This is a genomic window from Mesorhizobium sp. M0060 (genome assembly GCF_040323155.1).
In the GTDB taxonomy this organism is placed as follows: Bacteria; Pseudomonadota; Alphaproteobacteria; order Rhizobiales; family Rhizobiaceae; genus Mesorhizobium.
This window is the reverse complement of sequence record NZ_JAMYUP010000001.1, coordinates 407143-431322: the sequence shown is the minus strand read 5'-3', so window position 1 is coordinate 431322 and position 24180 is coordinate 407143. Positions and strand designations below refer to the sequence as shown.

20 protein-coding genes are annotated in these 24180 nt (G+C 59.0%); 13 read left to right on the top strand and 7 right to left on the bottom strand.

The annotated features are described in order from the left end of the window. The first annotated feature begins 220 nt into the window (after window positions 1-220). The gene (locus tag NKJ94_RS02005) at window positions 221-4123 is read left to right on the top strand and encodes a hypothetical protein (protein ID WP_352522714.1); all 3903 of its coding nucleotides are present in this window, start codon (window positions 221-223) and stop codon (window positions 4121-4123) included. 881 nt (window positions 4124-5004) lie between these two features. Here the strand turns inward: NKJ94_RS02005 and NKJ94_RS02000 are convergent. Next, window positions 5005-5223: a hypothetical protein gene (locus NKJ94_RS02000; protein ID WP_352522713.1), complete on the bottom strand. Its 219-nt coding sequence runs from the start codon at window positions 5221-5223 to the stop codon at window positions 5005-5007. A gap of 93 nt (window positions 5224-5316) precedes the next feature. On the opposite strand from NKJ94_RS02000, the gene NKJ94_RS01995 reads away from it, so the two are divergent. Next, window positions 5317-5907 (top strand): hypothetical protein, encoded by a 591-nt coding sequence (locus NKJ94_RS01995; RefSeq protein WP_352522712.1) that lies wholly within the window; start codon window positions 5317-5319, stop codon window positions 5905-5907. Between the two features lie 66 nt (window positions 5908-5973). Here the strand turns inward: NKJ94_RS01995 and NKJ94_RS01990 are convergent, their stop codons facing one another. Then, entirely contained in the window at window positions 5974-6243 is a 270-nt protein-coding gene (locus NKJ94_RS01990) for a Y4lK-related protein (RefSeq protein ID WP_352522711.1), read from the bottom strand. A gap of 398 nt (window positions 6244-6641) precedes the next feature. On the opposite strand from NKJ94_RS01990, the gene NKJ94_RS01985 reads away from it, so the two are divergent. The 9 genes from NKJ94_RS01985 to NKJ94_RS01945 all read left to right on the top strand — a co-directional run bounded on the left by NKJ94_RS01985 (window position 6642) and on the right by NKJ94_RS01945 (window position 15248). Next, window positions 6642-7331 carry a recombinase family protein gene (locus tag NKJ94_RS01985; protein ID WP_352522710.1) on the top strand — a complete coding sequence of 230 codons (690 nt, stop codon included), beginning with the start codon at window positions 6642-6644 and terminating at the stop codon, window positions 7329-7331. Between the two features lie 789 nt (window positions 7332-8120). Next, window positions 8121-8321 (top strand): ribbon-helix-helix domain-containing protein, encoded by a 201-nt coding sequence (locus NKJ94_RS01980; RefSeq protein ID WP_352522709.1) that lies wholly within the window; start codon window positions 8121-8123, stop codon window positions 8319-8321. Window positions 8322-8339: 18 nt separating this feature from the next. Beyond that, window positions 8340-8645 carry a hypothetical protein gene (locus NKJ94_RS01975; protein ID WP_352522708.1) on the top strand — a complete coding sequence of 102 codons (306 nt, stop codon included), beginning with the start codon at window positions 8340-8342 and terminating at the stop codon, window positions 8643-8645. After that, window positions 8646-8837, top strand: a complete 192-nt coding sequence (locus NKJ94_RS01970) for a hypothetical protein (RefSeq protein ID WP_352522707.1) — start codon at window positions 8646-8648, stop codon at window positions 8835-8837. Window position 8838: 1 nt separating this feature from the next. After that, window positions 8839-9351: a hypothetical protein gene (locus tag NKJ94_RS01965; RefSeq protein ID WP_352522706.1), complete on the top strand. Its 513-nt coding sequence runs from the start codon at window positions 8839-8841 to the stop codon at window positions 9349-9351. A 464-nt stretch (window positions 9352-9815) separates the two neighbouring features. Then, window positions 9816-13952, top strand: coding sequence for a tape measure protein (locus NKJ94_RS01960; protein ID WP_352522705.1), 4137 nt, complete (start codon window positions 9816-9818; stop codon window positions 13950-13952). Window positions 13953-13954: 2 nt separating this feature from the next. Next, a complete protein-coding gene (locus tag NKJ94_RS01955; protein WP_352522704.1) occupies window positions 13955-14152 on the top strand; it encodes a hypothetical protein in 198 nt (65 codons plus the stop codon). Between the two features lie 236 nt (window positions 14153-14388). Next, entirely contained in the window at window positions 14389-14661 is a 273-nt protein-coding gene (locus tag NKJ94_RS01950; RefSeq protein ID WP_352522703.1) for a helix-turn-helix transcriptional regulator, read from the top strand. Further along, a complete protein-coding gene (locus NKJ94_RS01945; protein WP_352522702.1) occupies window positions 14658-15248 on the top strand; it encodes a hypothetical protein in 591 nt (196 codons plus the stop codon). Before NKJ94_RS01950 ends, NKJ94_RS01945 begins: the two co-directional genes overlap by 4 nt. Here NKJ94_RS01945 and NKJ94_RS01940 read toward each other — a convergent pair. Then, on the bottom strand, window positions 15211-16449 hold the full coding sequence (locus NKJ94_RS01940; RefSeq protein WP_352522701.1) for a tyrosine-type recombinase/integrase: 1239 nt from the start codon (window positions 16447-16449) through the stop codon (window positions 15211-15213). The two genes, NKJ94_RS01945 and NKJ94_RS01940, sit on opposite strands and share 38 nt — an antisense overlap. A 307-nt stretch (window positions 16450-16756) precedes the next feature. On the opposite strand from NKJ94_RS01940, the gene NKJ94_RS01935 reads away from it, so the two are divergent. Beyond that, window positions 16757-17683 (top strand): trypsin-like peptidase domain-containing protein, encoded by a 927-nt coding sequence (locus NKJ94_RS01935; protein ID WP_352522700.1) that lies wholly within the window; start codon window positions 16757-16759, stop codon window positions 17681-17683. A 4-nt stretch (window positions 17684-17687) separates the two neighbouring features. After that, complete coding sequence (locus NKJ94_RS01930; RefSeq protein WP_352522699.1) at window positions 17688-17963, top strand: DUF4238 domain-containing protein; 276 nt, start codon at window positions 17688-17690, stop codon at window positions 17961-17963. Window positions 17964-18338: 375 nt separating this feature from the next. Here NKJ94_RS01930 and NKJ94_RS01925 read toward each other — a convergent pair whose 3' ends face one another. The 4 genes from NKJ94_RS01925 to NKJ94_RS01910 are packed head-to-tail and all read right to left on the bottom strand — an operon-like array spanning window position 18339 to window position 24176. Then, entirely contained in the window at window positions 18339-19934 is a 1596-nt protein-coding gene (locus tag NKJ94_RS01925) for an indolepyruvate oxidoreductase subunit beta family protein (RefSeq protein WP_352522698.1), read from the bottom strand. Then, the gene (locus NKJ94_RS01920; RefSeq protein ID WP_352522697.1) at window positions 19927-22080 is read right to left on the bottom strand and encodes a thiamine pyrophosphate-dependent enzyme; all 2154 of its coding nucleotides are present in this window, start codon (window positions 22078-22080) and stop codon (window positions 19927-19929) included. Before NKJ94_RS01920 ends, NKJ94_RS01925 begins: the two co-directional genes overlap by 8 nt. Window positions 22081-22125: 45 nt before the next feature. After that, window positions 22126-22605: a MarR family winged helix-turn-helix transcriptional regulator gene (locus NKJ94_RS01915; RefSeq protein WP_352522696.1), complete on the bottom strand. Its 480-nt coding sequence runs from the start codon at window positions 22603-22605 to the stop codon at window positions 22126-22128. Continuing rightward, window positions 22605-24176, bottom strand: coding sequence for a phytoene desaturase family protein (locus NKJ94_RS01910; protein ID WP_352522695.1), 1572 nt, complete (start codon window positions 24174-24176; stop codon window positions 22605-22607). The genes NKJ94_RS01915 and NKJ94_RS01910 overlap by 1 nt, the downstream gene beginning before the upstream one ends. Window positions 24177-24180 lie beyond the last annotated feature (4 nt).

Genomic DNA, 24180 nt, shown 5'->3' with positions numbered 1-24180 from the left:
GTCGGTGGCGTCACCATCGGGCACCGGCCGCAGCCATGTATTGGCTGACGTACGCGAGTTTTCGGTGACGGGGTCGCCAAAAAGATCGCCCTCACCGTTAGCGTATCGTCGCGGAGATCGGCAAAAACCTCCCCTAGATCGCTGACACCGACTTAACAGGCGCGCGCCGCATTGGTGCGTCCAGCGGATTCGCGCGTCATGATCTAGGGTAACGAAAACCATGTCCAAGTCCCCTTCGGCCAAGAACAAGGCCTCCAACACCACCCAGCCATCCGCTTCCATCCATTCATTCGAGCCCTCGCAAGCCGCACGACAACTGCGCGCTATGCTGCCGGGTGCCTCGACTGTGACACTGTTCCATCGCAACGATGAGGGCAAACGCGAGGGCATCATCACCAAGCCAATTGCCGATATTGCAGCAGCTATCCATGAAGCCCGCCACTTGGCCGGCGACAACCATGTGTTTGCAGCCCTCACAGGGCTCCGGCTGGCGTTCAAGGACAAAGCCAGCGCCAATGCCGCAACCGATCTTCCAGAGCCCTCCTACGCGCTCGATGGCCCCGGTGGCAGCATCCATCTTGTCTATCCCATGAAGCCGTCCGATCGGCTGGCCACGCTCCTCACCAAACGCCGCAAGAGCGATACCGACGACGCCGACACGGATGACGACGTGCCGCTGGCCTATGGCGAGTACGGGCTGCATGCGGATGACTTGGCTGCGCTGGAGGCGCTGAAGCCCGGCGAGAATTTCAGGGTCTGCAAGGTGGAGGAGTTCGATGACGACGATCCATCAGGTGTCAAAGATGAAGGGTTGAGTGCAGAAAGCGAGGTCGTGTCCATTGACGGCGAGCCCACGCAAACTCTGAACGATGCGGAGGTCTACGGGGAGATTCCGCAGGCGATACTAAACAAGCCGCTGTTCGTGTCGGTCGCCAAGAAACGCGAAGAGAAGTTTTTCAAAGTGTCGCCGGAACTTCGTTTCAGCGACATTTTGATTTCGAACTTGTCCAAAATCAGAACCGGCGTGAAGGATGGTGCCTGTCTGGTTCCCGGTATCTTGAAGGACGGGCGACGCCTAAATCAGGCTGTCACCAAGCTCTACATGATGGGTCTTGACGTGGACTCCGGTGCCTCCATGCTGGACACCATGCGAAAGCTCCAGTCCATGGGGCTGTTCTTCGTTGCCTACACCACGCATTCCCATGGCACAGCCAGCATCGAAATTAAGCGAGATCGTTTCTTCAAATGGGCTTCCGACAATGGCTATGAGTTGGAAGTCACTGTTGAGCGTGTCAAGCTTTTCCTGACAAACGAAGGCAAATACACCGAGGACGTTGTCGCGTCGGTCTCGGGCGTAAACACGTCCCACGAGACTAGTGGCATTCAGTTGACCATCACCACCCGGCCGATAGATAAGTTCAGACTTCTGTTCATCCTTGAACAACCCTACGTCATCGCTGAGCAGGCTGGAACACAACGTGACGCCATCAAGGCATGGGGTGATATGATCCTCGGCATGGGTGGCTTGCTAGGCATCAGCGTAGACCGCGCTGCCCGCGACTGTTCCCGGCTGTTCTACCTACCCTCCAAGGCCAAGAACGCGACTAACGCTCGTGTGGTGGTCTCGGCCGGCAACGCGTTGGACTGGCGTTCTCTGCCACGTGTTGACGTGGCTGGCTCGATGTCGTCCGATCCGTTCGATCAAGCCGCAAACATTATGGGCGGCAAAATCCGTGGCCAAATCCTATCGCCGCAGAAGGGGTTGCATCTCCAGAAATGGGCGTCCGAACGCGCGCATGGTTTCCAGATCAGTTCGGTGTTCAAGGATCACTGCGATGACCGCATCCGTGTCGAGACCGGACCCGGCAAGTACACGGTCGAATGCCCGTTCGACGACGACCACAGCAATGCCGGCGATCCGGATGATCCCGGCTGCTTCATTCAAGACGCCGGCATGGATGCCGAAAGCTTCACGTTCCGTTGTTCGCATGATAGCTGCGCCGGCCGCGATCGCTTGGTCATGCTTGAAAAGGCAATGGTGGACGGCTGGTTCACCGACGACGTTCTGACCGATCCGGCCTACGACATCAGCGGAGCCGACGAAGAGGACCACAATGAAGGCCAGGAGGAGGTATCGGGCGAAGATGAGCCTGTTATGGAGGCCGCGCCGGGGCAGGATGACACTGGCAGCGCAGGAGCCGACCGCAAGGCGGAGCCGATCACCAAGAAAGAACTCGACGTATACCACTTGATGAGCGCGGGGCCGAAGCGAGACAAGGCCCGTGGCGTCATTTATGCCAAGGCCAAGAAAATCGCTGCCACCTTCGCGGGCGACACATTGCAGGAGGAAATCAAGGACCTTCTGGAGAAAACCCTTGTGCTTAAAAAGACCGAAGCGGGCTCCCTCGACAAGCTGATCGCGGGCAGGGTCGGAAACACGCCAACCGATATCAAAACGCTTCGGCGCGACGTGCAGGAGGCCGCGAAAGGCCAGTCCGGTGATAAACCTCGCGCCACCGACAAAGACGACGATGACGTGATCGCTGAAGCCGTTGTGCGAGGCCTTACGCAAGCAATGGAGAAGCGCGTCATGTTCATCCAGCATGGTGGCGCTCTCAAATACGTCCTCACCCCTGACGAACGCGGAATGCAGGAACGCGAGGGCGTCATGCTGGCGACGGTAGACCCTAACGAGTTCTGGAGCCGGTGCGCCGATATGGTCGAATATCAGGTCGGAAGTGGCGATACGAGCAAGAATGCGTTCCTGCCTAAGCAGGTAGCCGACAAGTTGCGCGGTGCCGCAAGGAAGCCCTTCGCACCATTTGCCGATCGTGTCGTACGGCATCCGCTGTTTATGAAGAGTGGCAACGTCAAGCTGGTGTCAGGCTACGATAAGGAGGCCAAGGTCATCATCGATCTTGGCGACATGAAACTGGTCATCGACCCCGACGCCAAGGTGACTGTCGAACAGCGTGACGCCGTCAAGGCCGTTGTCGAGAAGGTGTTCGGCAACTTCCCATTTGCTGGCTACGGCAGCGATGCGGACGGCAAGGGCGCGGCGGCTTCCAAAGCGCATCTGTACGCCCTGCTCTTCATGCCAATCCTGCGCGAGGCGTTCACGGGCAACGCACCCATCTTCGCGATCGACAAACCAATCTGGGGCACCGGGGCGTCCCTTCTGATCGATACCCTGCACCGCATCTGGACCGGCGAACGGGCCGGTTCCTTGACGTGGATGTCCAAGGATGAGGCCGAGACCCGGAAGCAGATCACGTCGTCACTCATGGCGTCGGTCGCATCCATCTGCTTCGACAACGTTCATGGCCATATCGGCGGTTCTGTGATCCCGAAGTTGGTAACCGGCAAATGGAGCGACCGCCCCTTGAACACGAACGAGGTGTATGTCGGTGAGTTGAAGGTGCCGGTGATCGTGGCGGGTAACCAACTCAGTTTCTCATTGGAGAACGCCCGCCGAGTACTGCCAATCCGGCTGAACACCGGAACTCTCGACCCGACGACGGGGCGCACTTTCGCAATTGCAGCGTTGGACACCTATTTCGACGACCCGAGGAATCGCGCTGAAGTCGTGGAAGCGCTTATCACCATGCTCCGCTGGTGGCACCAGAACGGCGCGAAGCGTAGCAAGAAACGGCTGGCCTCATTTGATGATTTCACGGCGGTTTTGGGCGGCGTGCTGGAGGCCAATGGTATCGACGGCTTCCTTGACGGCCGAGAAGCGTTCCTTGCCGCTGTGACGAACGATAAGCCTAAGGAAGACGGATTGATGCAGGCCGTGGCGGAGGCCTTTGGCGCGGATAGGAAGATCACGACGGCTGATGTGTTTGGTGTAGCACTCGAACCTGTCGGTGATCCGATCGACCTTGCCTACCGATCGCGCTTCGCCGTGCTCGATATCCCACCCAGCGGGCCGCACACCGATATGGATTGCGAGAAGCAGAAGCAAATTCTCGGCATGCGACTGAGTAACTATCGCGACAAGACTTACACTGTCCGGATTGGAGATGCTGATTGTGTAGTGAGATTCACCGACGACGGCACTTCTGGAGGGTCGCGTAAGTGGAGGCTGGCAAGTGTCGAAGGCACAAAAGCGTCGAAAGGCTAGGCCGGAGGGGGCTTGAGGTGGGCTTGAGGTGGACTTGGATTTCGCGCAAAGCGTTATGCCGTAAGGGTTTGCGTGAATTCGAGGGGGACTAGGGGACTTTTCGGGAAAACGCCATTTACATACGCATAAATATGCGTGCGCCCATTTTACAGGCGCGTGTGGCAGGCGAGTTTGCCACCGGAAGATCGATAAAATTATCTCACACGAGTCAGTTTAGAAGAAAAGTCCCCTAGTCCCCCTCTGAAAGCCGCAAACCCTTATGCCGCAAGGGTTTCCGCAAAAACAGAGTCCCCCTGAAGTCCACCTATAGTCCCCCTGAAGTCCCTCGATTGTCTTTCTGCACTCGTCCTTGACGCTTACCGGCTGGACCCACCGCCTGTCGGTACTCCTCGCATCGAATGCACATAGACGCCGGCCTCCACGACCGCGCCGGGAGACAGGCCCACGGCAGCGAGTGTCACATACCGCTAACCAAGTTCACCAAACACCGTGCATGAGAGGTTGAGCGCAGAAGGAATTCCGGCCAGACACCTTTAAGTGCTGCGGGGGGGAACTGCGGCCCGCTATTTCTGAGCGACCAGTCTGGTGTGTATGCCCTGTAGAATTGCCGTGGCGTTCCGACGCTCTGTCGTTGTCGCGGTCTGGCCTCTGTCGAATTCCGACGCGCCCTTCACAGCTTGAATCCAATCGGCCTTGTCGATCACACCCTTGGCAATGAGTGTGTTCGCCAAAGCATCGGATAGTAGTTGCCCCGCAAGGCCGCTACCGTCGCTTGCGTTTCCTCGATCAGACATTGTGGACCTCCCCTGAACTTCGATCCGGGCGTAGTACCACCTTTAGTTCACCGCTGGTAGCGGCTCATGCTCCGGCTCCCAATTGAGTTAACCGACCGCACGGTTGTCATCGTCGGACTTCCATTGTTCCATCATCAGCGTCATCCACGGCCCGAATTCCTGCCAGTTCTCGCGATCCCATGCTGTCAACGTGTGCATAATTGCGGAGCGACCTTCGCCGGCAGAGCAGTGGCCGTCTCGCACCCTTATTAGGACGGCGGAGATGAAATGGTCCAAGGTGTAATAGTCATCATCCGAAATTCGCATTCTGGCTCCCATGTTTTCCGGTAAGCGTATAGGAGTTCGGCCCGATGTCGAAACGCATAATTGGCGCGAGATTCAAATTGGTCATTAGCTGACATGAAATCAGATCCTTGGATTGCCGAGAACTCTCCACTCTCACCCGAGCGATTACACGCCATCGGACTCATAACATTTCGATGGAACCAGTGTGAGTTCTGGCTTTTTCAACTGTTTTGCAAGGTCTCCGGCATTGACCAAAAAGACGCGTGGGCGCTCGTCTTTGACCTCGGGGATATCGCTATTTGCAGCCGCATCAAGGCGATTTTGGCTAACCGTGTGTTTCACGCGGATGGTGTTGCACTGATCCTCAACGCGTTAGACGCATACGACATTAACCGGCTAAACAGAAACACCATTGCTCATGCCTGGACGGCCGGCCAATTCGATGGAGAATATGTACTAGCGCGTAAGAGCAGGAAAATTGACGCCATCGACCCATCAACTTTCAAGAGCGATTTGGCCAGCCTCAGGCGGGTTGCCCATGAGATACGGCTAGTGGAGACCAATCTTTGGGTTCTTTGCTGTGTCATTGAGGACAACTCAATTTCTGGGCCTCTGACAGCGCCTAAAAGACTGCTGTTGCCTGAGGCTCTTTCGAAACCTCCTCCTCAAATTCACGTAAAACGAAAACGCTTGCCTCAACCATAGCTGGCGCACACGAAACTTGCTTCTCAGCGTAGACTAGGAATTGGGTCCTCGGTGCGGCTGCCGTCATTAGCCTCTTGGCTGCGGCACCTCGATATAACGTCCGATCGATCGCAGGTATTCGATTATTTTTGGCATGAGATGGTCACGTTCTCCGAAAGCCTCACTGATCGATCGCAGTTGTGCTTCGATGGCGATTTGCTTAGATCGTGGCAAGTCGGTGTCTCCTATAACATAACCGAAATGGCCGACGGCGGATATATCACAGCCAAGGTCGACAATTGCTTGGACGAACGCGGGGATGTCTTTTTCTTCCATGATTGTACCAATGCGCACCATCGCTCCACCTTCCGAGATAGCCAATTCGCGCTTATGACATCTTTCTCAGACCGTCAAGGGAGTCGTGGGCAGCCAGCGCTGTGGACTCGACTGGGCCAGCCAAGGGCACCGTAGGCACTTCAAAATCGCGCTTTTCTACAAAAAATTCCACCACCTTTCCGACGCGGAATCCGATGTGTCAAACGTCGGCAGGGGGCGCTACCGAACCGAGCGGTTCGATATGTATCAGAGTATTGTCATTGTTGTAAATATATCACACTCTGCACTCATCCCAGAAATTAACCTTACCGCATAGGCTTAACGTCACCCGGCCTAAATGCCTGAAAAACCATGATTTTCTGTTTGACTCGCGACCTGTTACATTCTATCAAACGAAGGATCGAAAGGGTGTAACAAGCATGGCTGAAGGTCGCTTCATATCGTATTTGCGGGTCTCGACGGGGCGGCAGGGCCGTTCCGGTCTGGGTCTGGAGGCCCAGCGCGAGACCGTGCGCACGTTCCTGAACGGCGGTAGCTGGAGTCTTGTGTCTGAGTTCGTCGAGGTCGAGAGCGGCACGGGCAAGGCCGACAGGCCTGAACTAGAAGCCGCGCTGGCGCACTGCCGCATTATGGGCGCAACGCTCATCGTCGCCAACGTATCGCGGTTGACGCGTTCCCCTGACTTCATGGCGCGCCTCGTGGCCGCTGGCGTCGAGGTCCGCTTCTGCGATCTTCCTTCGATTGAAGGCCCAGCGGGCAAGTTCATGCTTCGACAGATGCTTGCCGTGGCGGAGCTTGAAGCCGGGATGATCAGCGAACGGACCAAGAAGGCACTTGCTGCTGCTAAGGCGCGCGGCGTGAAGCTCGGCAAGCCTGAAAACCTCAGTAATCAGGATGAAGGCCGGAAGGCAGGACGTGCCACAAGGACGGCCAAGGCTGAACGGCGCGCTACGGACCTGACGCCTATCCTCGCTGACATCCGCTCTGCTGGAGCGTCAACCCTTCGGGAGATCGCAGCGGCGTTGAATGATAGGAGCATCCCGACGACACGTGGTGGCGCGTGGTCGGCCGTGCAGGTCTCACGCATCCTCGCACGCCAAGCCGCATAGCTTCGAAGCTCTCAGGTTGCGTGCGGATCAGGCCGGGCATTTGTCCGGCCTTTTGCTGTCCGGCTTGTGGTTCGAGAAGGTTGAGCGCAGTTCCCCTCGACCCCGACGCCAGCGCCGACAGGGTAGGGCCGCCCCTTCTATTTTTTCTTCCTCTATTTCCAGGGTCGTTAATAGCTATCGGCGCGCCGTGGTCCCAACACGTACGTATCACCAAAGTAGATTTTGACCTCTCAGGGCGATTGTCACTGAATGCTACATTGTATAGTTTGGATTTAGTCTGAACTCATTCTCTAACCAACATTCTGCACTCATCATTTTACTATAAAGACTTGCAACCTATTCCATACACATCCCGCCAACTCCGGACTGCGGCTGACCAATAGAGAATAGGGGGTTGAGCGCAGAAGCGCAGACAATAGAATCAACGTGCTGACATATTGGCCCCTTTTAGTCCTGCCTTCTTCGTGCAGATTAAAACTGAGTGAGCCACTTTCAAGAATAGATTGACATTTCCTGTTTCATTGTTTACTATTCAAAATTACAAAAGTCGCAATTCGTGGGACGAATCGGCTTTTCTCCCGAACAATGAGAGACAGAGTCAATGCCGCAGAAGCGCATGGGCAGACCGCCTGTAATCGAGCCCGGTGAGTCTCAGAACGTGTATCTTCCCGCGCGGTATAGATCGGCCGTGAAGGACCTTGCTCGTCAGAACTACATCAGCTTCTCAGAAGTTGTGAGGATCGCAATCAAGGAATACCTGATCAGTCAAGGTTATCAGGAGAATTTACGATGATCAATGATGGCGTGTCAAAGAATCGCGTGGTCGTGCATCTGCCCGACCCGCTGATGGAGTTCATCGAAGCTGAGATCGCGCGCACAGGCCATAAACGATCGGCCATTATTAGGCAGGCTATCGCGTTGAGGAAAACCCAGCGCCGTCGTGACGAAGCGATAGAGCGCGATTTGGCCGCGAACGAAGGCTCGCATTGATATGCTGAAGAAAGAGGAATGGCCGCTCGTGTCGTTTCGGCTCCACCCGGATACCTGTCACGCCATAGCGCAATCGATGCGGCGTCAGAATATCCAATCCCGCCCGGACTGGTTGTCGGCAGCTATCCTAAAGGCTTTGGCCGATCAGGAAGCCAGCAAATGACACGCCCACAAGAGGGTTTCCAGCGAATTGCCATTGCGATTCCTGAAACCATGGAGCGGCGCATTGCAGATGCTTGCACCCGCGACAATATCGATCGGGGGGACTGGCTACGGCTCGCGCTTCTCGAAAAGCTCAACCGCTCGGAAGGGGGACCCCGCTGAATGGGCCATCCGTTTGAAACTATCCGCCGCACGGTTCTCTTAAAGCTGCTGCCCGGCGTCGTCGATAAAATCGATGCAGCCGCACTGGCGGCAGGCAAGAGCCGCGTGGACTGGCTCCGTAAGGCGGTCTTGGAACGGCTCAATCGCGACGAAGTAGAGCGCTCGAAAACCGACAAGATGAAAGAATCATAACATGAATGACCGGCAGCAGGACTATCTCAGCCAATTCGGGCTCACGGAAGACGATATTACATCTGGAAAGGCCGATTCGGCGCATCGTCTGGAATATGCGAACCGGGCCGATCGCGCCGTGGCAGCAGCACCGGCCGAAGTAGAGCCCGAATCCGAACCGGTTGAAGAGACCGCTGAGCAGAAAGCCTATCGAGGCGACCGCCCGCGAGAGCAGCTTACCTCACCCAGCGACATCGAAAACTATGAGGCGCTCGGCACCGGCATTTTCCGCAAAAAGACCGAAGCCGAAGGGCCCGTCGAGGTCGCCAAGCGCTTGCCGGAAGCCCCTGTGATCATCGGTCCGCATACCGAGTTCGACATTGAGAAAATTTCGGCCCTCAGCCCATGGCGACGCAACGCCATCGCGGACCATATCCGGGTGCTGAAAGCCGGGCTTCCCACCCATGCAACGCTCAACGATCAACATTCGCTTGCGCAGGCGAAGCTTCATCTGAGCCAGTTCGTCAAAAAGTGAGAGGCGGAAGAATGTGTGTCCACCTCCATGCCGGTGCCAGATCGACTGAGACCACGGCCGGTCGAATGCCCGGTAACACCCCGCTCCCGACGCGGGGAAACTGAAGAGCAGCATCGTGCGCTAAGCGGCACAGGCAGGCCTAGGGAAAAAGCCTGTGAAGCTCAGTATGCATGGCGGCGGCTAGAGTTGTCCTTTCGCTAGTCGCCGCACCGTATCCTCGAAGCGCAGAGCTCGCTTCGAGTCAGCTGGCCCAGTTCCGACAGCAGACAAATCACCGGGCTGGGCCGGCGCACCTATTCCAACCGAACCTCGAAGCTTAATAGACTTCGAGGTTAGCCGGCCACCTTGCCGTTCCCCTCCCGGCAAGGTGGCCGAGCCCTCAAAACCATAAGCGTCCCGGCGCGGTGCGCCTCACTCCCGACAGTACCTAATCGTCACGCGCTCTCGCAGCGCACGGGAGTCCCATGTCAGATTTTCAAATCCAGATTGGCGTCGATAGCCGCAAGGCTCAAACCGGCGTCACACAATTCACCCGCTCCGTCTCGGATTCCCTCAAAGCCCTTCGGCAGTTCGACTCCGTGTCGAAGAGCGCCTTTGCGTCGCTCGACAAGCTCGGCCGCACCAATTTGGGCAGCCTCGCCAAGTCAGCCAGGGGGACCGCACAGGCGCTCGAAGCCCTCAACAGGGTCAAGGTCTCAAAAGCGCTGGTCACCAATCTCCAGACCCTCCAGAAGGCCCTCGCCAACTTCCGTTTCAATGCAGCCGCCATAAAGGCCGTACCGATTGCCTTGGCGAACTTGAACCGTATCCGCATCGACGGCCGGCTCGTCACGTCACTCAATCAGATCAAGGCTGCTCTGGTAGGTTTCAAAGGCCCTCCGCTCGCTGCCGTTCGCAACCTAAACGCCCTTGTCGCCGGGCTTGCCGTAGCCAATCCCGCTCGCATCAATGCTGCCGCCGCCGCGCTATCGCGCCTCAATGGTCTAAGCCTTCGCGTCGGCCGTGGGAGCATGCCCGACTTCTCGAAGTCGACGAATTCACTTCGTGGTTTCACGTCGCAGATGTCATCCACCACGTCCGCCGCGAACCTCTTGCGGAGCGCATTGGCAGGCATTGGTGCGGTTGCAGCAGCACGCGGCGTGTACCAGACGGGCAGCGCCTTCATCAGTTTGCAGAGAACTCTGGGCACGGTTGCATCGTCCTCCGACGAAGTTGGACAGCAGATGCGGTTTCTACAGAACCTCACTGCCCAGATGCCCATCTCGTTGGACGCCGTGGCTACCAGCTATGGCCAGTTCGCGACTGCCGCTCGTCTGTCCGGCGTCAGTGTCGCTGATACCCAAAAGATTTTCTCGTCGTTCTCGACTGCGTTCGCTGCCATGGGCACGAGCACGGAGCAGCAGAAGAACGCCTTCCTTGCGCTCACGCAAATGATGTCGAAGGGCACCATCCAAATGGAAGAATTGCGTGGCCAGTTGGCCGAGGCGATGCCTGGAGCGGCCCAGATTCTTGCCGACAGCCTTGGCGTGACCACGCTCAAACTCCAGAAAATGATGCAGGCCGGCGAAGTCGGGTCGGAAGCTCTGGTTAAGATGTCCGCGCGACTCCAGTCGCAGTTCGGGCCGGCTATGGCGTCCGCAATGAATTCTTCGCAGGCATCCATCGTAGGGCTCCAGAATGCTTGGACGACTTTCCAGCGGACCCTGTTCGACAATGGCTTCAACGCTGGTCTGGGTGCGCTCGCAAAGCAGTTGGCCGCCGCATTGAACAGCGACCCGGTGAAGAAGTTCGCCGCTGATATTGGAACCTATCTCGGATCAGCCTTCCGCGTGATCGGCGCAACGGTCAAAATCTTCTCGGACAACACTAAAACCGTCGCCACCTTCATGAAGGCATTCGCAGGTTATGCTGCGATCACAGCCGCCGCCGGCGCTCTACGATTGTTGGTCCTTCCAATTACCCTGATGGCCCCGCTGGTAACCGGCGCGACTGCGGCCTTTCGCGGTTTGAAAACAGCTATGATGATCTTCGCCGGTGGCGAGACTCTGGCAGCAGTGGGTGGCATCGGCGCGGCGTTTGCGGTTCTCACCAGCGAAGTCATGCTGACGGTCGCCGCCCTTGGACTCTTCGCTGCCGCAATCGATTCGGCCTTCAACGACAGTAGAGCCACCAACGCATTGATCGATGGCGCTGGCGCGGTCTTCACGGCCCTGTCCGATAAGGTGGCCAGCTTCGGCGCTGACCTTGCTGATGGCGTGTCCAAGGCCTTCGGCGCTGCCATGGCCGAGACCGATAAATACGCCAAGGCAATCCAAGACGCGGACCTCTTGAACCAAGACCTAATCAGCCGAAACGCCACTCGTGAGGCCAGCAATGCAGCCGCCAAGCTCTCTGCCCTCACAGATGCCCAGCAAGCCGTCTGGGATGAGGTCAACGCCGTTGGCAAGGCTAACGACGAGTACCAGAAACAGCTTGTCCTCCTAGACGCTATCGCTGCCAAGAAAGGCATCGATGCCGCACCGTGGAAAAAGGCGCTTGCTGTCAAGACTCTTGATGACCGCAATCCGGCTGGAGCACTGGCACGTGACCACGGCGACGATCTCGCCAACCTTCGCGCCAAGACAGGCGAACAGAAGGCCCTCAACGATGCCCAGAGGGATTACAACGACCTCCTTAAGAAAGGTCAGGACATCGGCGCTTCCGGCCTTGCCGCTTTGCAGGATTATTACCGTGGCGTCGGTCGTATGACCGGAGAAATTGGCAATGGTATCGAGCGCTGGACCACGACTGTCGGCGACTTCAACGACTCAATCCAGAACGCGATTAAAGACGGCATCGGCGGTCTTTCCGACGAGCTAACCAATTTTGTGACTGGCGCTGAGTCCGACTTCGCCGGCCTCGCCCGATCGATCCTTAGAACGTTCGTCCAGATCAGCCTGAACAGTCTTCTCAAGGACATGTTCAAGGGAATGGGTATGGATGGTCAGACCAACGGCGGCAGCATGGCAGACGCTGCTCTCGCGAAGCTCGCCAACATCGGCAGCACGATCTCAACTGCCATGACCAATGTCTACACGACCGGTCTATCCATCAATGGCATGCCGGTCGATGGCGGCCTTGGCCCTATGTCCAAGATCACCCGTGCACCGCTGGCGGATATCCCAGGCAGCAGCGTTGCCCCACGCATGCCGCTTGGTACAGATCGCTTCCCAATCGAGCCGAGCAGAGGCTTGCCGGCAGGATGGGCAGCAACTGGCCCGATCGGCGCGAACACCACGGCCAAGACCAATCGGATTGGCTACGTCGATCCTGAACGCTTCGCGCCGGGCATTACACCGAACAATGGTGATCTGGCACGTGCCGGCGAGTCCATGGGCGCTGGCTTCACCAAGGTCATTGCTTCCGGCAAGGGCTTCACCAGCTTCATGAATGCTGACGGCTCGACAGTGACCCGCCACGGCAGCTTCGCATGGCGCAACAACAATCCGGGCAACATTGAGGACGGACGGTTCACCCGCTCGCAGCCGGGATATCTGGAAGGTGGTGGACGCTTCGCAGCCTTCGACACGCTAGAGAACGGGCGCGCTGCCCGTGAACGCCTTCTGTTTGAGTCTCCAGCTTATCGCGACCGGACGCTGGAGTCGGCGATCAACCGTTACGCTCCACCATTCGAGAACAACACCAAGGGATACACCAGCCAGCTTGCTGCTACTGCCGGCGTAAGTAGCCAGACCCGTATGTCGGACATGACGGCGGAGCAGCGTCGACTCCTGATGATGAAGCAAGAGGAGATTGAAGGCTTCCGGGTCGGCAAGACATTCCAATCAAGCGCTATCGATCCCGCGACCACACAGGGCATTGATGCCTTGAACGTAAAACTCCAGACCGTAGGCACCACGGCAGCATCGACGGCTCCGGCGTTTGATACGATGCGCGCGGCTAACCAGAACCTCGCTACGGCATCGACCATGACAGGTGTGCAGGTGCAGCAGGCCGGCACCATGGCAGGAACAGCCTCGCCGCAGTTCACCACGGCAGGGCAGTCGATTGCTACAGCCGGCCAACAGGCGGCTACAGCGGGCACACAGGCGCAAGCCGGTGCATCCGGTGTCGGAGGCTTCGGCCAGGGCATCAGCAGCCTCCTTGGCCCTCTGGCGTCCGCTATTCCGGGTCTTGGTCAGTTCGGTGGCATGATCATGCAGCTTCTCCAATCCATGATGGGCGGAGGGGGCATTGGCAGCATGCTCGGCGGCCTGTTCTCGGAAGGCGGCTATTCCACATCGCCACTGGCACGGGCCTCGCTACCGGCCGGCATGTGGTCGAACGCGCCACACTATGCGGAAGGCACGGCCAACACCTCTGGCGGAATGCCTGCGGTGCTCCACCCTAACGAGGCCGTGATCCCGCTCACCCGTGGCCGTGAAATCCCCGTAGACCTTGGGAACGATAACCGGTCGAACGATCGCAGCCGCGAAAACCGGCCGGTGGTCAATAACTTCAACCTGAACGGAATCCGCGACTTCGATACCTTCAAAAAGTCAAAACAAGAGACTCAGCGGCAGATGCTCTCGGCGATGAAACGCGCGGAAATGAGGGCCTGACCATGAACATCCACCAGTACGATTTTATTAATGGTCTCGGTATCCGTGAAAAAGACCTCGAAGTGCTGCCCCAGGAAATCCAGATGGAGTTCGACCGGCTGGCAGACATGGGTGAGCCGCGAGACCCGATCATGCGGCGACGGTGCTACGATCTTGCGGGGCCGTTCCGGCGAGCCTTCCCACGCAAACGTAGGTTCTGATCACTGCTAGATATCGAATAGCTCCGTCTCGCACCGGAGCTAGTTTTGGGCCGCATCGTCTCACGCCGATGCGGCCTCTTTTTATTTTACAGCAACGGCAAAAGCGGAGCCTTGCGGCAAAGTCTTGATCGATTTCGTTGTTTTTCAACGGCTCCGCTTTTGTGCCTCTTGCGCCTGTTTTTCAGAGCCTTTTTGTCTGTTGACGGTGTTGGTTTGCTTCGCTAACGGGCTTGATTATGAGCGACCTTTTCACCACTTCGACCGTGCCACGCGGCGTCAAGAAACACTCACCAGTGACGACGCCAATCCGCGCTTTCACCGGCGAGCGTTTCGTCGGCAAAACGGAATTGCGGCAACTGACATCGATATCGCCGCAGCACATCGACCGACTGGAGAAGACGGGACTCTTCCCGCAGCGCGTTCGCCTCGGCCCCGGCCGCGTGGCGTGGGTCTATTCCGAGATCATGGCATGGATGGATGCGAAGACCAAGCAAAGGCGTGCTTCATGACCATGGTCGATTGGTCTGCCGTCGCATACCACGAGGCGGGACACGCAGTCGCTTACATCCTATTCAATCGGCGGGTGTTCGGAGACGATCCTGAATTTCCTGCTTTTGAGAGCGTTCACATCGACAATATTCGGGGTCCGGGCTTCGTAAAGGGCAATTTCCTGTACTCGACGCGGGAATATACCGGAATCGCGGGTGATATTGATATGGCTCGGCGTATCGAGCGGGATTGGGCGATTTGGGAGATAATCGCCTGTCTCGCCGGCCCTTTCGCAGAAGCTGCCTTCGATGGCTACCACGACCCATTTGATATGGCGATGGAGGCGAACGACATGAACGAGGGGAGCAGCGACTACGTGGAAGCCGAGCGGGTCTACAGTGATCTGAATTTCCTGATGTCGCGCCGACCTGACTGGGGAAATATCGAAGATCGCACGGCGCGCTTGGTACGCGAATGCTGGCCTGCGATCGAAGCCTTGGCCGCTCGGCTCCTAGTCAAACATGATCTTCAATTCGATGAGGCGCTGGAAATCGTGGTGCCTCACCTTCCTACGCCGCCAGAGCGTGCCCTTCCGCCGCTTGCTTAAGCAGCCCTTCGATCTGATCTGCCCACAACTGGAGCGCCTCTCGCTTTTCCTTCCCATAGGCGTAGCGGTTGTAGATTTTGGCCACACCGGTCATGGACGCTGCCGAGTGGTTCAGGATGTGCTCGATCACGTGCGGCGGTACCTGTCTCTCGCCAAGGTTCGTTGCCAGGGTCCTGCGGAGGTCGTGCAGCGTCCAGTTCTCCAGCGGCTTCTCATCGATAGCCGTGTTGTCGTCCAGACGCTTCTTGCCCTTCGCGTAGCCTGAGAAATGACTGTCCTTATTGCCTCTCGCAGGAAAGACGAACGGCGAGTCCTTGATCTTGGGAACGCGTCGCAGGATGTCGATTGCCAGCGTCGGTAGCGGGATGGTGGTGGCGTTTTCATTCTTGGTTCGGTCGCCGGATATTTCCCAATTACCTTCGTCAAGGTTGAGTTCAGACCACCGCATTGCCGCGACCTCTGTACGGCGCTGGCCTGTCAGAATGAGCAGTTTGACAATCGAGCCGAACGGGTAACCGACATCATCCGGGGCAGGCTCACAGCCCTTCCATATCGCCGCTAACTCCGCATCTGAAACGACCCGTTCACGCGTCTTGATCGGTGCGGGATTGTCCAGTCCGTCGCACGGCGAAACAGCGATGACATCTTCCTTCCTACACCAATTGAAAAATGCCCGAATATACCAAAACGCCGTGTTGGCCGCCTGCGGATGACCCATGGCAACGATCCGCTTCAAGGCGCTCTTGATGTCCGCCTTCGTCACGTGGTGGACAGAGCGAGTGCCGTACTGGGAGACAAGGTATTCTTTCAGGCTCCGCTCGACCAGCTTCCACGAATCCCACTTCTTGTCGAAGCCGTCGCCCTCGCGTACGGCCTCGATGAACTGCCCCACGAGAGCGTCCACCCGATCGGCGAGCTTTCGCTTCTCCTTTTTCTTGACTGCCTGAGGGTCTAGCCCCTTGGCGACATGAGTGCGAGCTTCCTGCGCTTTGTTGCGAGCCTCCAGCAGCGAGATATCGGGATAGCGTCCGATCGTGAACCGAAGAGACCGGCCCTCGTGCCGGTATTTCAGAACGAAGGTTTTTGATTCCTTGCTGATGCGGACGAACAGTCCGGCGATCTTTCCATCCTTGATTTCGTACTGGGCCTTGTCGGTGCTCGGCTTGGCATTCTTCAACTGCAATTCGGTCAAGGCGCTCATCGGATACCCCCTCATAGGCCACACATAGGCCACAGCCAAAGCGGTGCTGGCATGTTCACGTATGAGAAGCTTAGAACACGCAACGCCTTGCAAATCAAGGCTTACAGCGGGAATGATGTTCGTAGATGAGGAGATATGAAAAGCGTAGTTACGATATTCGTAATGATGGGGTCAGGTGTTCGAGTCACCTAAGCGGCACCAACAATTTCCCAGCATTTAGAATCGCTTGCATAGGGCTCTCCCCCGTGCACGAGTCATATGCGTCGCCCAGTGAGCGGGCGACGCCTTCTTGCGCTTGGAGGGGAAGTTGCCAGACACCACGACTGTCACATTTTGGCCGGGACACCCGCTCAGCTATGCGACCACGCGCATAGACCTCTATTTCAATGAGCAGCGTCTAAGTTGTGCGACGGGCTTCGTGCTGCACGTTGGGCCCCTGTACAGCCTGGTGACCAATTGGCATGTCGTCAGCGGTATCCACCCGGTCACTGGTGCCTGCATCTCCAGAATGGGCGGAATACCCAACCGAATCTCTTTTCACGTGGCGGTGTTTACGCCCAAGGAACCCGGAGAGGAGCGTCTTGGCTTGATGTACTTCAAACCAATGGAATTGGATTTGTATGACAAAGCTGGTTCTCCCATCTGGTTCGACGAAAAGGAACCGGAGGTGCAGAATGACTATGTCGTGATACCCATCAATCGGCATGTTCCAGAGCTGCGCGACGGAATTTCAAAACTGAGATGTATCGAGGGGGGGAAAGTTACATTGAAGCGGGAGGCAGATGTGACATCCAAGCCAGGAATGGTGAGGGCGCAAGACATCGCCCATTTCTATCCACGGATCGGATCCGAGGTCTTTGTGATCGGCTACCCTTTGGGGATTAGTTCGAATGGAATTTTCCCAATCTGGAAACGAGCATCCATCGCATCCGAGCCGCAAACGGGGGTAAGCCTTTGCGGGCGAAATTATGACAATGCTTTTTACGTTGACGCGATGACCAAATCTGGGATGTCCGGGTCGCCAGTCGTTTGTCTGGCAAGGGCGGGGGATAAGCTCTACTCCGATGAGGGCACGGAGGTCGAGCAAAAGGCCGAGGATTCTCTAATGGTTGGCGTTTACGCCGGGCGCGACGGTGTTTCTCCGGATGAGTATGAACTCTCCGTCGGAAGGGTATGGAAAATCGGCTCCGTAGAGGCGCTCGTAGTCAAGCACCATGCGCGCTTTGAAGGCTGAGGCAATGAATAACAGTTCATCGGACGCGAAGCTCCACCACTACGTTCCGCAATTCATGTTGCGGCGCTTCGCTATCGAACGAAGGCCAGGAAAATATTTTGCAAACGTGTTCGACAAATCTACTGGAAGAGCGTTTCCAGCAAATATTGATGGCCTCTTCGGTGAAACACACTTTAATCGTGTCAATACGCCCTTTGGCGTCGTCTCAGTCGAAGGTAACATGGCTTCTATTGAGAGTGCAGCTGCCCCCGTTATTGTCACAGTGATCGCCCAAAACTGAATGTCACAGAAATTGTCATAGGATCAATATCGACTTTCAAATGCAGAGTTTTACGCCGAAGTCTATTTGCAACATCTTGGAGAGAGAGCGTCAAAGGAAATCAACACGGCTAACGAACTTATTAGTTCAACAGCGCTAAAAGACGTTGTTGCTGGTGCATGGGGTCGGAGAGGAAGCGAACTCACTTAATTGACCCTGCTTAGCGCCGCTGCTTCAGGCCTGCGATGAGATTCGTGAGATGGTCGTCGGACGGAGCTGCACGGAGCTTGCCAGGGAACCCTGCACCGTCGTCCGAGTCGAGGAAGTTGTCGATCAGCGCTTCCACTGAATTCGTGTTCTGGTGCTATATCAGCGGCGGCACCAAGATTTCACAAATCAACTCGATGGAACGTCGCCATCTCCCAGCGACGCCACCGTCTTCAGCGCGCCGTCGAGCATGTCGCCCTTCTCGTCCTTCAGCGCGGCTTCGCGCAGGCGCCGGATCCAGTCGGCGGCATCCGCGCGGCCCTCGAGCAGGTCGAGCGCCGACAGCACGCGGTCGAATTTCGACTGCGCGCGGGCGTGAGTGTCGCTGTAGCCCTTGATCAGGCGGCGGCAATTGAGGATTTCCGTGCCAAGCGCATAGTCCTGGCCGACTTGGCCGAGCGCCAGTGCGTACCAACGCTCGAGATGCGCGGTCTCGACCTTGTGGCGCAGCAGGCGGCGGCGCCAGCGGCGCAGGCCGCCGATGAACCACAAAGCGGCGAAGCCGGCGAAACTGTCGGTGCGGATGTGACGGCCGCGATTTATGCGGCGGTCGAGAAAGGCGGCAAGCTTCGGCCGCGCCTCGATGTAGCTGCCGAGCCCGGCCGGCAGTGTGCCGCAGAATTCCTCGATGCGCGGATGGAAATATTCCGTCACCTGCAGGACCGCGCCTTGCTTGACGCCGATCTCGCGGCGCACGCGCTGGTCGCGGCTCGAACGTGTCTTCAGGTCGGCGACGCGGATCATATCGTCGTAGCACATGGCGTTGGCCAAATGTTTTGCCGCGGCGTTCGACAGCGCGTAGCCATGTTCGGCATCGTCTAGAGCGACTGTCTTGTCGAGCCTGTCGAGATACTCACCGCCATAGGCGACGTCCTGATAGTCGACGACTTTCCTCAGGCCGCGAAGCGCCATGTCGTGCACGGGTACAGGCAGCGCAGCGACGCGCGACGCCAGTTGTTGCCAGCCCTTCAACAGGCTTTCCGGGCCGCTGACTTTTGTCGCCGCGCCCGAGCCGGTTTTAGCGGCCGCCTGCTGTGCAGTCTTGTCGCCCGATGGCGCACTCGCGCTGCCGCGGGCCCGATCAAAGGAGGCGCCGAAGGCGGCGAGGCTGGCCTTCACGCCGCGGCCGCCGGCGCCGATCGCCTGCTCATAGCTCTCGCGCGTGAACGGCAAGGCATCGGACCCGGCCAGGGCGCCGAGCAGGCTGGCCGAGATCATCGAGCCATTGTCGGCGGCGATCTTCTCCATGTCGAAAGCGATGAAGCGCTTGGCGGCGGCTTCCGCCGTGGCATGCACCTTCGAGGACGAGGCGCGGCCGTCGCCGGGCTCGATCTTCTCCGAGACCGCTGCGATGCGGTGCGACGAGGCGATCAGCGTCGTGCGCTCGGGCGTGACGAAGCCGCGGATGATGGCGCGGCCGGCTTCCATCAGTTCGGCGGCGATCAATATATCGACGTCGCCTTGCGACGGCGACAGCGCGAAGACCGGCAGACGGCCGGTGTCGCGGCACATTTCGACATAGTAGATGGTGGCGCCGGTGCGCTGGGCAACGCCGGCGACCGAGGTCGATTGGGCGACATAGAAGTTGCGCTCGGCAACGTCGGTAATCCAGTCGGCCAGCACGCCGCCGCCCTGGCCGCCGACCGCCAACACGGCAAGCTTGATGACGGGCTCGTCTTCGGGAGCGCCGGCTTTCGAGCGCGATGAGGGAACGGCGTCAAGCATCGGCGAATGTCAGGCGCCGGCTTTCGCGGCGCCGCTGCAAGAGGCCGATCGTGGCGCGGCGGGCGGCTTCCAGGAAACGGTCCCAGCGGCTGGGATTGTGCACCACGTCGGCGCGGTAGAAGGATGGGCAGAGCACCGCCGCATCGGCCACCTCGCCGCAATTGCCGCAGCCGACGCAGCTCTGATCGATATGCGCCACCGGATCATCGCGCAGCGGATCGTCTAGCGATTTCACCGACAACGATGGGCAGCCGGACAGCCGCATGCAGGCATGGTCGCCGGTGCAGATGTCTTCGTCGACGCCGAATTTCGGCTTGATGATGCGCGTCCCGCCCTTGATCGCCTTGTCGACCAGCGGCTTTTCGCGACGCTGCCGGTTGAGCATGCATTCGGACGAGGCGACGATGACTTTTGGGCCCTTCTCGTCCGTCGTCAGTGCCTCGCGCAACGTGGCTTGCATCTTGGTCACGTCGTAGGTGCGGTCGATGTGGCGGAGCCACTTGACGCCCATGCCCTTTACCGCCTCGGTAATCGGATGCTTTGTCGACTTCGTCTTGTTGCCGGCGCGGGATGAAAGGATATCCTGCCCTCCCGTCGCGGCGGAATAGAAATTGTCGACGATGACGATGACGCCGTCGTTCTTGTTGAACACCGCATTGCCGATCGAAGAGGTCAGGCCGTTGTGCCAGAAGCCGCCATCGCCGACGAAGGAGATCGAGCGGCGCTTGGCATCGGGCGAGTTCAACGCCGAGGCCGAGGCAGGCCCCAGCCCGTAGCCCATGGTGGTGGCGCCCAGCTCGAAGGGCGGCATGATCGAAAACAGATGGCAGCCAATGTCGGAGGCGATGTGGTGCTTGCCCAACTCCTGCTCGACCAGCTTGGTCGCGGCGAAGATCGGCCGTTCCGGGCAGCCGACGCAGAAGCCGGGCGGGCGGCCCGGGACGACATTGATCAGGTCGGCAGTGTCGAGCCCATCGCCGATCTTGTTCGGCGCGCGGACCTCGCTTGGCAGCAGATGCGGGATGGTGGCGCGCAGGAACGATCCGATGCCGTCGAGCATCACCTGGCCGGTATATTCGCCGGCCATCGGCAGATGCTCCTTGCCGACGAGTTTGGTGCCGCGCCCGGCCTTGTGCAGCATCGCGGCAAAGGCCTGCTCGATGTAGTTGGGCTGGCCTTCCTCGACGACGAGAACGGCGTCCTTGCCCTCGCAGAAGGACAGAAACTCGTCATCGACCAGCGGATAGACGGCGTTCAGCACATAGAGCGGCACGTCGGTGTCGCCATAGGTGTCGGCCAGGCCAAGGCGCTGCAGCGCCCGAATGACCGAATTGTACATGCCGCCCTGCATGACGATGCCGACGGAGCCCTGCTCCGGACCGAAGAACTCGTTGATCTTGTTTTTGCGGATGAAATCGACCGCCGCCGGCCAGCGTTTCTGCACCTTTTCCTTCTCGTGCAGGAAGGACGCGGGCGGCAGCACGATGCGGCCGGTGTCGCGGCGCGGCGCATCGAGCGCATCGGCGACCGTCATTGCCGGGCGCTTGTTGTCCTTGGCGATGAAATGGCCATGGACGTGGCAGCAGCGGATGCGGACCTGCAGCATGACCGGCGTGTTGGAAACCTCCGAAAGCTCGAAGCCGTCCTCCACCGCCTTGACGATCGACGGCAGGTTCGGTCGCGGGTCGAGCAGCCAGACCTGGCTTTTCATGGCGAAGGCATGGCTGCGCTCCTGCATGATCGACGAGCCTTCGCCGTAATCCTCGCCGACGATGATCAGCGCACCGCCGGTGACGCCGCCGGACGCCAGATTGGCGAGCGCGTCGGACGCGACATTGGTGCCGACCGTCGACTTGAAGGTCGCCGCACCGCGGATCGGATAGTGCACCGATGCCGCCAGCATGGCGGTGGCGGTGGCTTCCGAGGCGCTTGCCTCGAAATGCACGCCAAGCTCGCCCAGAATATCCTGCGCGTCGGCCAGCACGTCCATCAAATGGCTGATCGGTGCACCCTGATAGCCGCCGACATAACCGACGCCGCATTGCAGCAGCGCCTTGGTGATGGCGAGAATGCCTTCGCCGGAAAACTCCTCGCCGGCACCGAGCCTGAGCTTCTCGACTTCCTTGGCAAAAGACCGTTCGGCCATTTTTTGCTCCTTCCGTTGCCGCCGGCAACTTGGCGGCGCGTAAGATCAGATGTCGTGCTTGCGAATGTTCTTCAGCATCTTCTGCAGCGTGGCGATCAACGCCGCATATTCGGCATCGTCGACGTCGTCGAACATGGCCTCGAACGCATCATGCATGGCCGGCCAGGCGCGCGCGAACTCGGCGCGGCCGTCATCGGTCAGGAACACCTTGCGAACGCGGCTGTCGGTGTCGCCGGGCTCGCGCCGCACCAGGCCTTGCGTTTCCAAGGCATCAAGCGTGCGGCTCAGCGTCGATTGCTCGATCACAGTATACACCGAAAGGTCATTGACGGTGACGCCATCGGTGACCGACAGCACGGCGAGTGTTCGCACCTGTGGGATGGTCAGGCCCTGCTTGCGAAAATCGTCGCGCAAGGTGGCGTTGTAGCGGCCCATAATGCGGTTCATCAGATAGGGCGCGAACTGCTGCAGGCCGATCTGACCCAAAGTCGAGATGCGCTGGCGCTTTTCAACCTTCTGTTCCATCACAGCCTCCCCGCCAGCAGGAAGCCGGAGCCGCCGCCAAGCCCGGCGCCGGGATGGGTCGAGGCGCCGATATGGTAGAGGCCCTTGACCCCGGTGTCGTGGTTGCGGCTCGTCTTGAACGGCCGCCACAGGAACGACTGGTCGATGGTCGAGGAACCGCCATAGGGGTCGCCGCCGACCAAATTAATGTTCATCGCTTCCAGATCGGCCGGCGAATAGGCGTGGCGTGCGATGACGCTGTCCTTGAACCCGTCGATATGGCTGGCGAGGATCGCTTCGGCACGGTCGGCATAGGCTTCGCGCAATGCCTCGGTCCAACGGCCGTCCGCCGGTGTCTGCAGTTTGCCGGCGGCGTCGCCCTTGATATAGCGTGGCGCCTCGGGCAGTTGCAACCATAGGATCGCCTTGCCGTCCGGACAGCGCGAAGGGTCGAGCGCGTGCGGCTGACCGACGCAGATGGTCGGCACTTCCGGCAGCATGCCGCGCACGGCCTCGTTGCAGGCCTTCGACACGCCATCCAATCCAGGCGTCAAATGCAGCAGCGCGACCTTGTCGAGCCCTTCGACGCGCCATGCCGGTGGCCGGTCAAGCGCATAGTGGATCTGGAAATTGCCTTTGCCGTAGCGGTATTTTTGCGCCGCCTCGATGTCGTCCTTTGCAGCATCCTTGCCGAGCAGCCGCTCGTAAAGTTGGGTCGGCGTGACCGAGCAGATCACGCTCTTCTTCGCGTTGACTGTTTCGCCCGAAGCCAGCCGCACGCCGGTGGCTCGGCCTCCACTCTGGATGATGGAGGCAACGTCCCCTTCAGTCCGGATCACGCCGCCGCGCTCCTTGATCAGCGCTTCGAAGGCAGAAAGCAGATTCTTGGCGCCGCCCCTGACGATCGGCGCGCCGGCAGCTTCCAGCGCAAAGGCGATAACCCTGGCGATCTGGCCGGAGAACGCGTCTTCAGGCCCAAGGCCGGCGTGCAGCACCCAGGGCGCCCACAGCGCGCGGGTGATTTCCGACTGATAAGTGCTCTCCAGCCAGCCGCGTGCCGGAACCAGCGCTTCGCCGAGAAAGGCGGCAAGGCCGCGCGGCCCGCGCCGCCAGGCTTCGCCCGCCAGCAGCCTGGCCGTGGGATAGGACCACAGGCTGCCGCCGAGCAGCCCGAACAGCAGGCCGGCATTGCGCTCGATCTCACCGACATCGCTGCGGTGCCGGTCGCCGTCGCCTGCGGCAAGCGCATTGGCAGCCGCGACATTGGCGGGTCGGTCGGTACGCACGACGGCATGGCTGCCGTCCGGCCGCAGCACGCCGGTCGGCGTGCCGGTGTTGCAGAACTCCAGGCCGTGCCGCGCCAGGTCCTTGCCCAGCGCCGCATAGGCCGGCGAGGTGATGAACAGGACGAAGGTCGTCGCCATCACGTCATGGATGAAGCCTGGAGCGGTGATCTCCTCGGTGCGCATGCAGCCGCCGATGCGGTCGTTGCGCTCGAGCACCAGCACCTTCGCCCCCTTGCCACCAAGCATCGCCGCGCAGACCAGCGCATTGATGCCGCTGCCGATGATGATGTGGTCGATATCGCTCATCGTC

Bases quoted from the DNA above. Each gene is read 5' to 3' on its own strand.
- NKJ94_RS01925 (WP_352522698.1), bottom strand. From the start codon at position 19,934: ATGCTTGACGCCGTTCCCTCATCGCGCTCGAAAGCCGGCGCTCCCGAA.
- NKJ94_RS01920 (WP_352522697.1), bottom strand. From the start codon at position 22,080: ATGGCCGAACGGTCTTTTGCCAAGGAAGTCGAGAAGCTCAGGCTCGGT.
- NKJ94_RS01955 (WP_352522704.1), top strand. From the start codon at position 13,955: ATGAACATCCACCAGTACGATTTTATTAATGGTCTCGGTATCCGTGAA.
- NKJ94_RS01995 (WP_352522712.1), top strand. From the start codon at position 5,317: ATGAAATCAGATCCTTGGATTGCCGAGAACTCTCCACTCTCACCCGAG.
- NKJ94_RS01965 (WP_352522706.1), top strand. From the start codon at position 8,839: ATGAATGACCGGCAGCAGGACTATCTCAGCCAATTCGGGCTCACGGAA.
- NKJ94_RS02000 (WP_352522713.1), bottom strand. From the start codon at position 5,223: ATGCGAATTTCGGATGATGACTATTACACCTTGGACCATTTCATCTCC.
- NKJ94_RS02005 (WP_352522714.1), top strand. From the start codon at position 221: ATGTCCAAGTCCCCTTCGGCCAAGAACAAGGCCTCCAACACCACCCAG.
- NKJ94_RS01985 (WP_352522710.1), top strand. From the start codon at position 6,642: ATGGCTGAAGGTCGCTTCATATCGTATTTGCGGGTCTCGACGGGGCGG.
- NKJ94_RS01950 (WP_352522703.1), top strand. From the start codon at position 14,389: ATGAGCGACCTTTTCACCACTTCGACCGTGCCACGCGGCGTCAAGAAA.
- NKJ94_RS01970 (WP_352522707.1), top strand. From the start codon at position 8,646: ATGGGCCATCCGTTTGAAACTATCCGCCGCACGGTTCTCTTAAAGCTG.
- NKJ94_RS01960 (WP_352522705.1), top strand. From the start codon at position 9,816: ATGTCAGATTTTCAAATCCAGATTGGCGTCGATAGCCGCAAGGCTCAA.
- NKJ94_RS01910 (WP_352522695.1), bottom strand. From the start codon at position 24,176: ATGAGCGATATCGACCACATCATCATCGGCAGCGGCATCAATGCGCTG.
- NKJ94_RS01945 (WP_352522702.1), top strand. From the start codon at position 14,658: ATGACCATGGTCGATTGGTCTGCCGTCGCATACCACGAGGCGGGACAC.
- NKJ94_RS01940 (WP_352522701.1), bottom strand. From the start codon at position 16,449: ATGAGCGCCTTGACCGAATTGCAGTTGAAGAATGCCAAGCCGAGCACC.
- NKJ94_RS01975 (WP_352522708.1), top strand. From the start codon at position 8,340: ATGGCCGCTCGTGTCGTTTCGGCTCCACCCGGATACCTGTCACGCCAT.
- NKJ94_RS01990 (WP_352522711.1), bottom strand. From the start codon at position 6,243: ATGGTGCGCATTGGTACAATCATGGAAGAAAAAGACATCCCCGCGTTC.
- NKJ94_RS01980 (WP_352522709.1), top strand. From the start codon at position 8,121: ATGATCAATGATGGCGTGTCAAAGAATCGCGTGGTCGTGCATCTGCCC.
- NKJ94_RS01915 (WP_352522696.1), bottom strand. From the start codon at position 22,605: ATGGAACAGAAGGTTGAAAAGCGCCAGCGCATCTCGACTTTGGGTCAG.
- NKJ94_RS01930 (WP_352522699.1), top strand. From the start codon at position 17,688: ATGAATAACAGTTCATCGGACGCGAAGCTCCACCACTACGTTCCGCAA.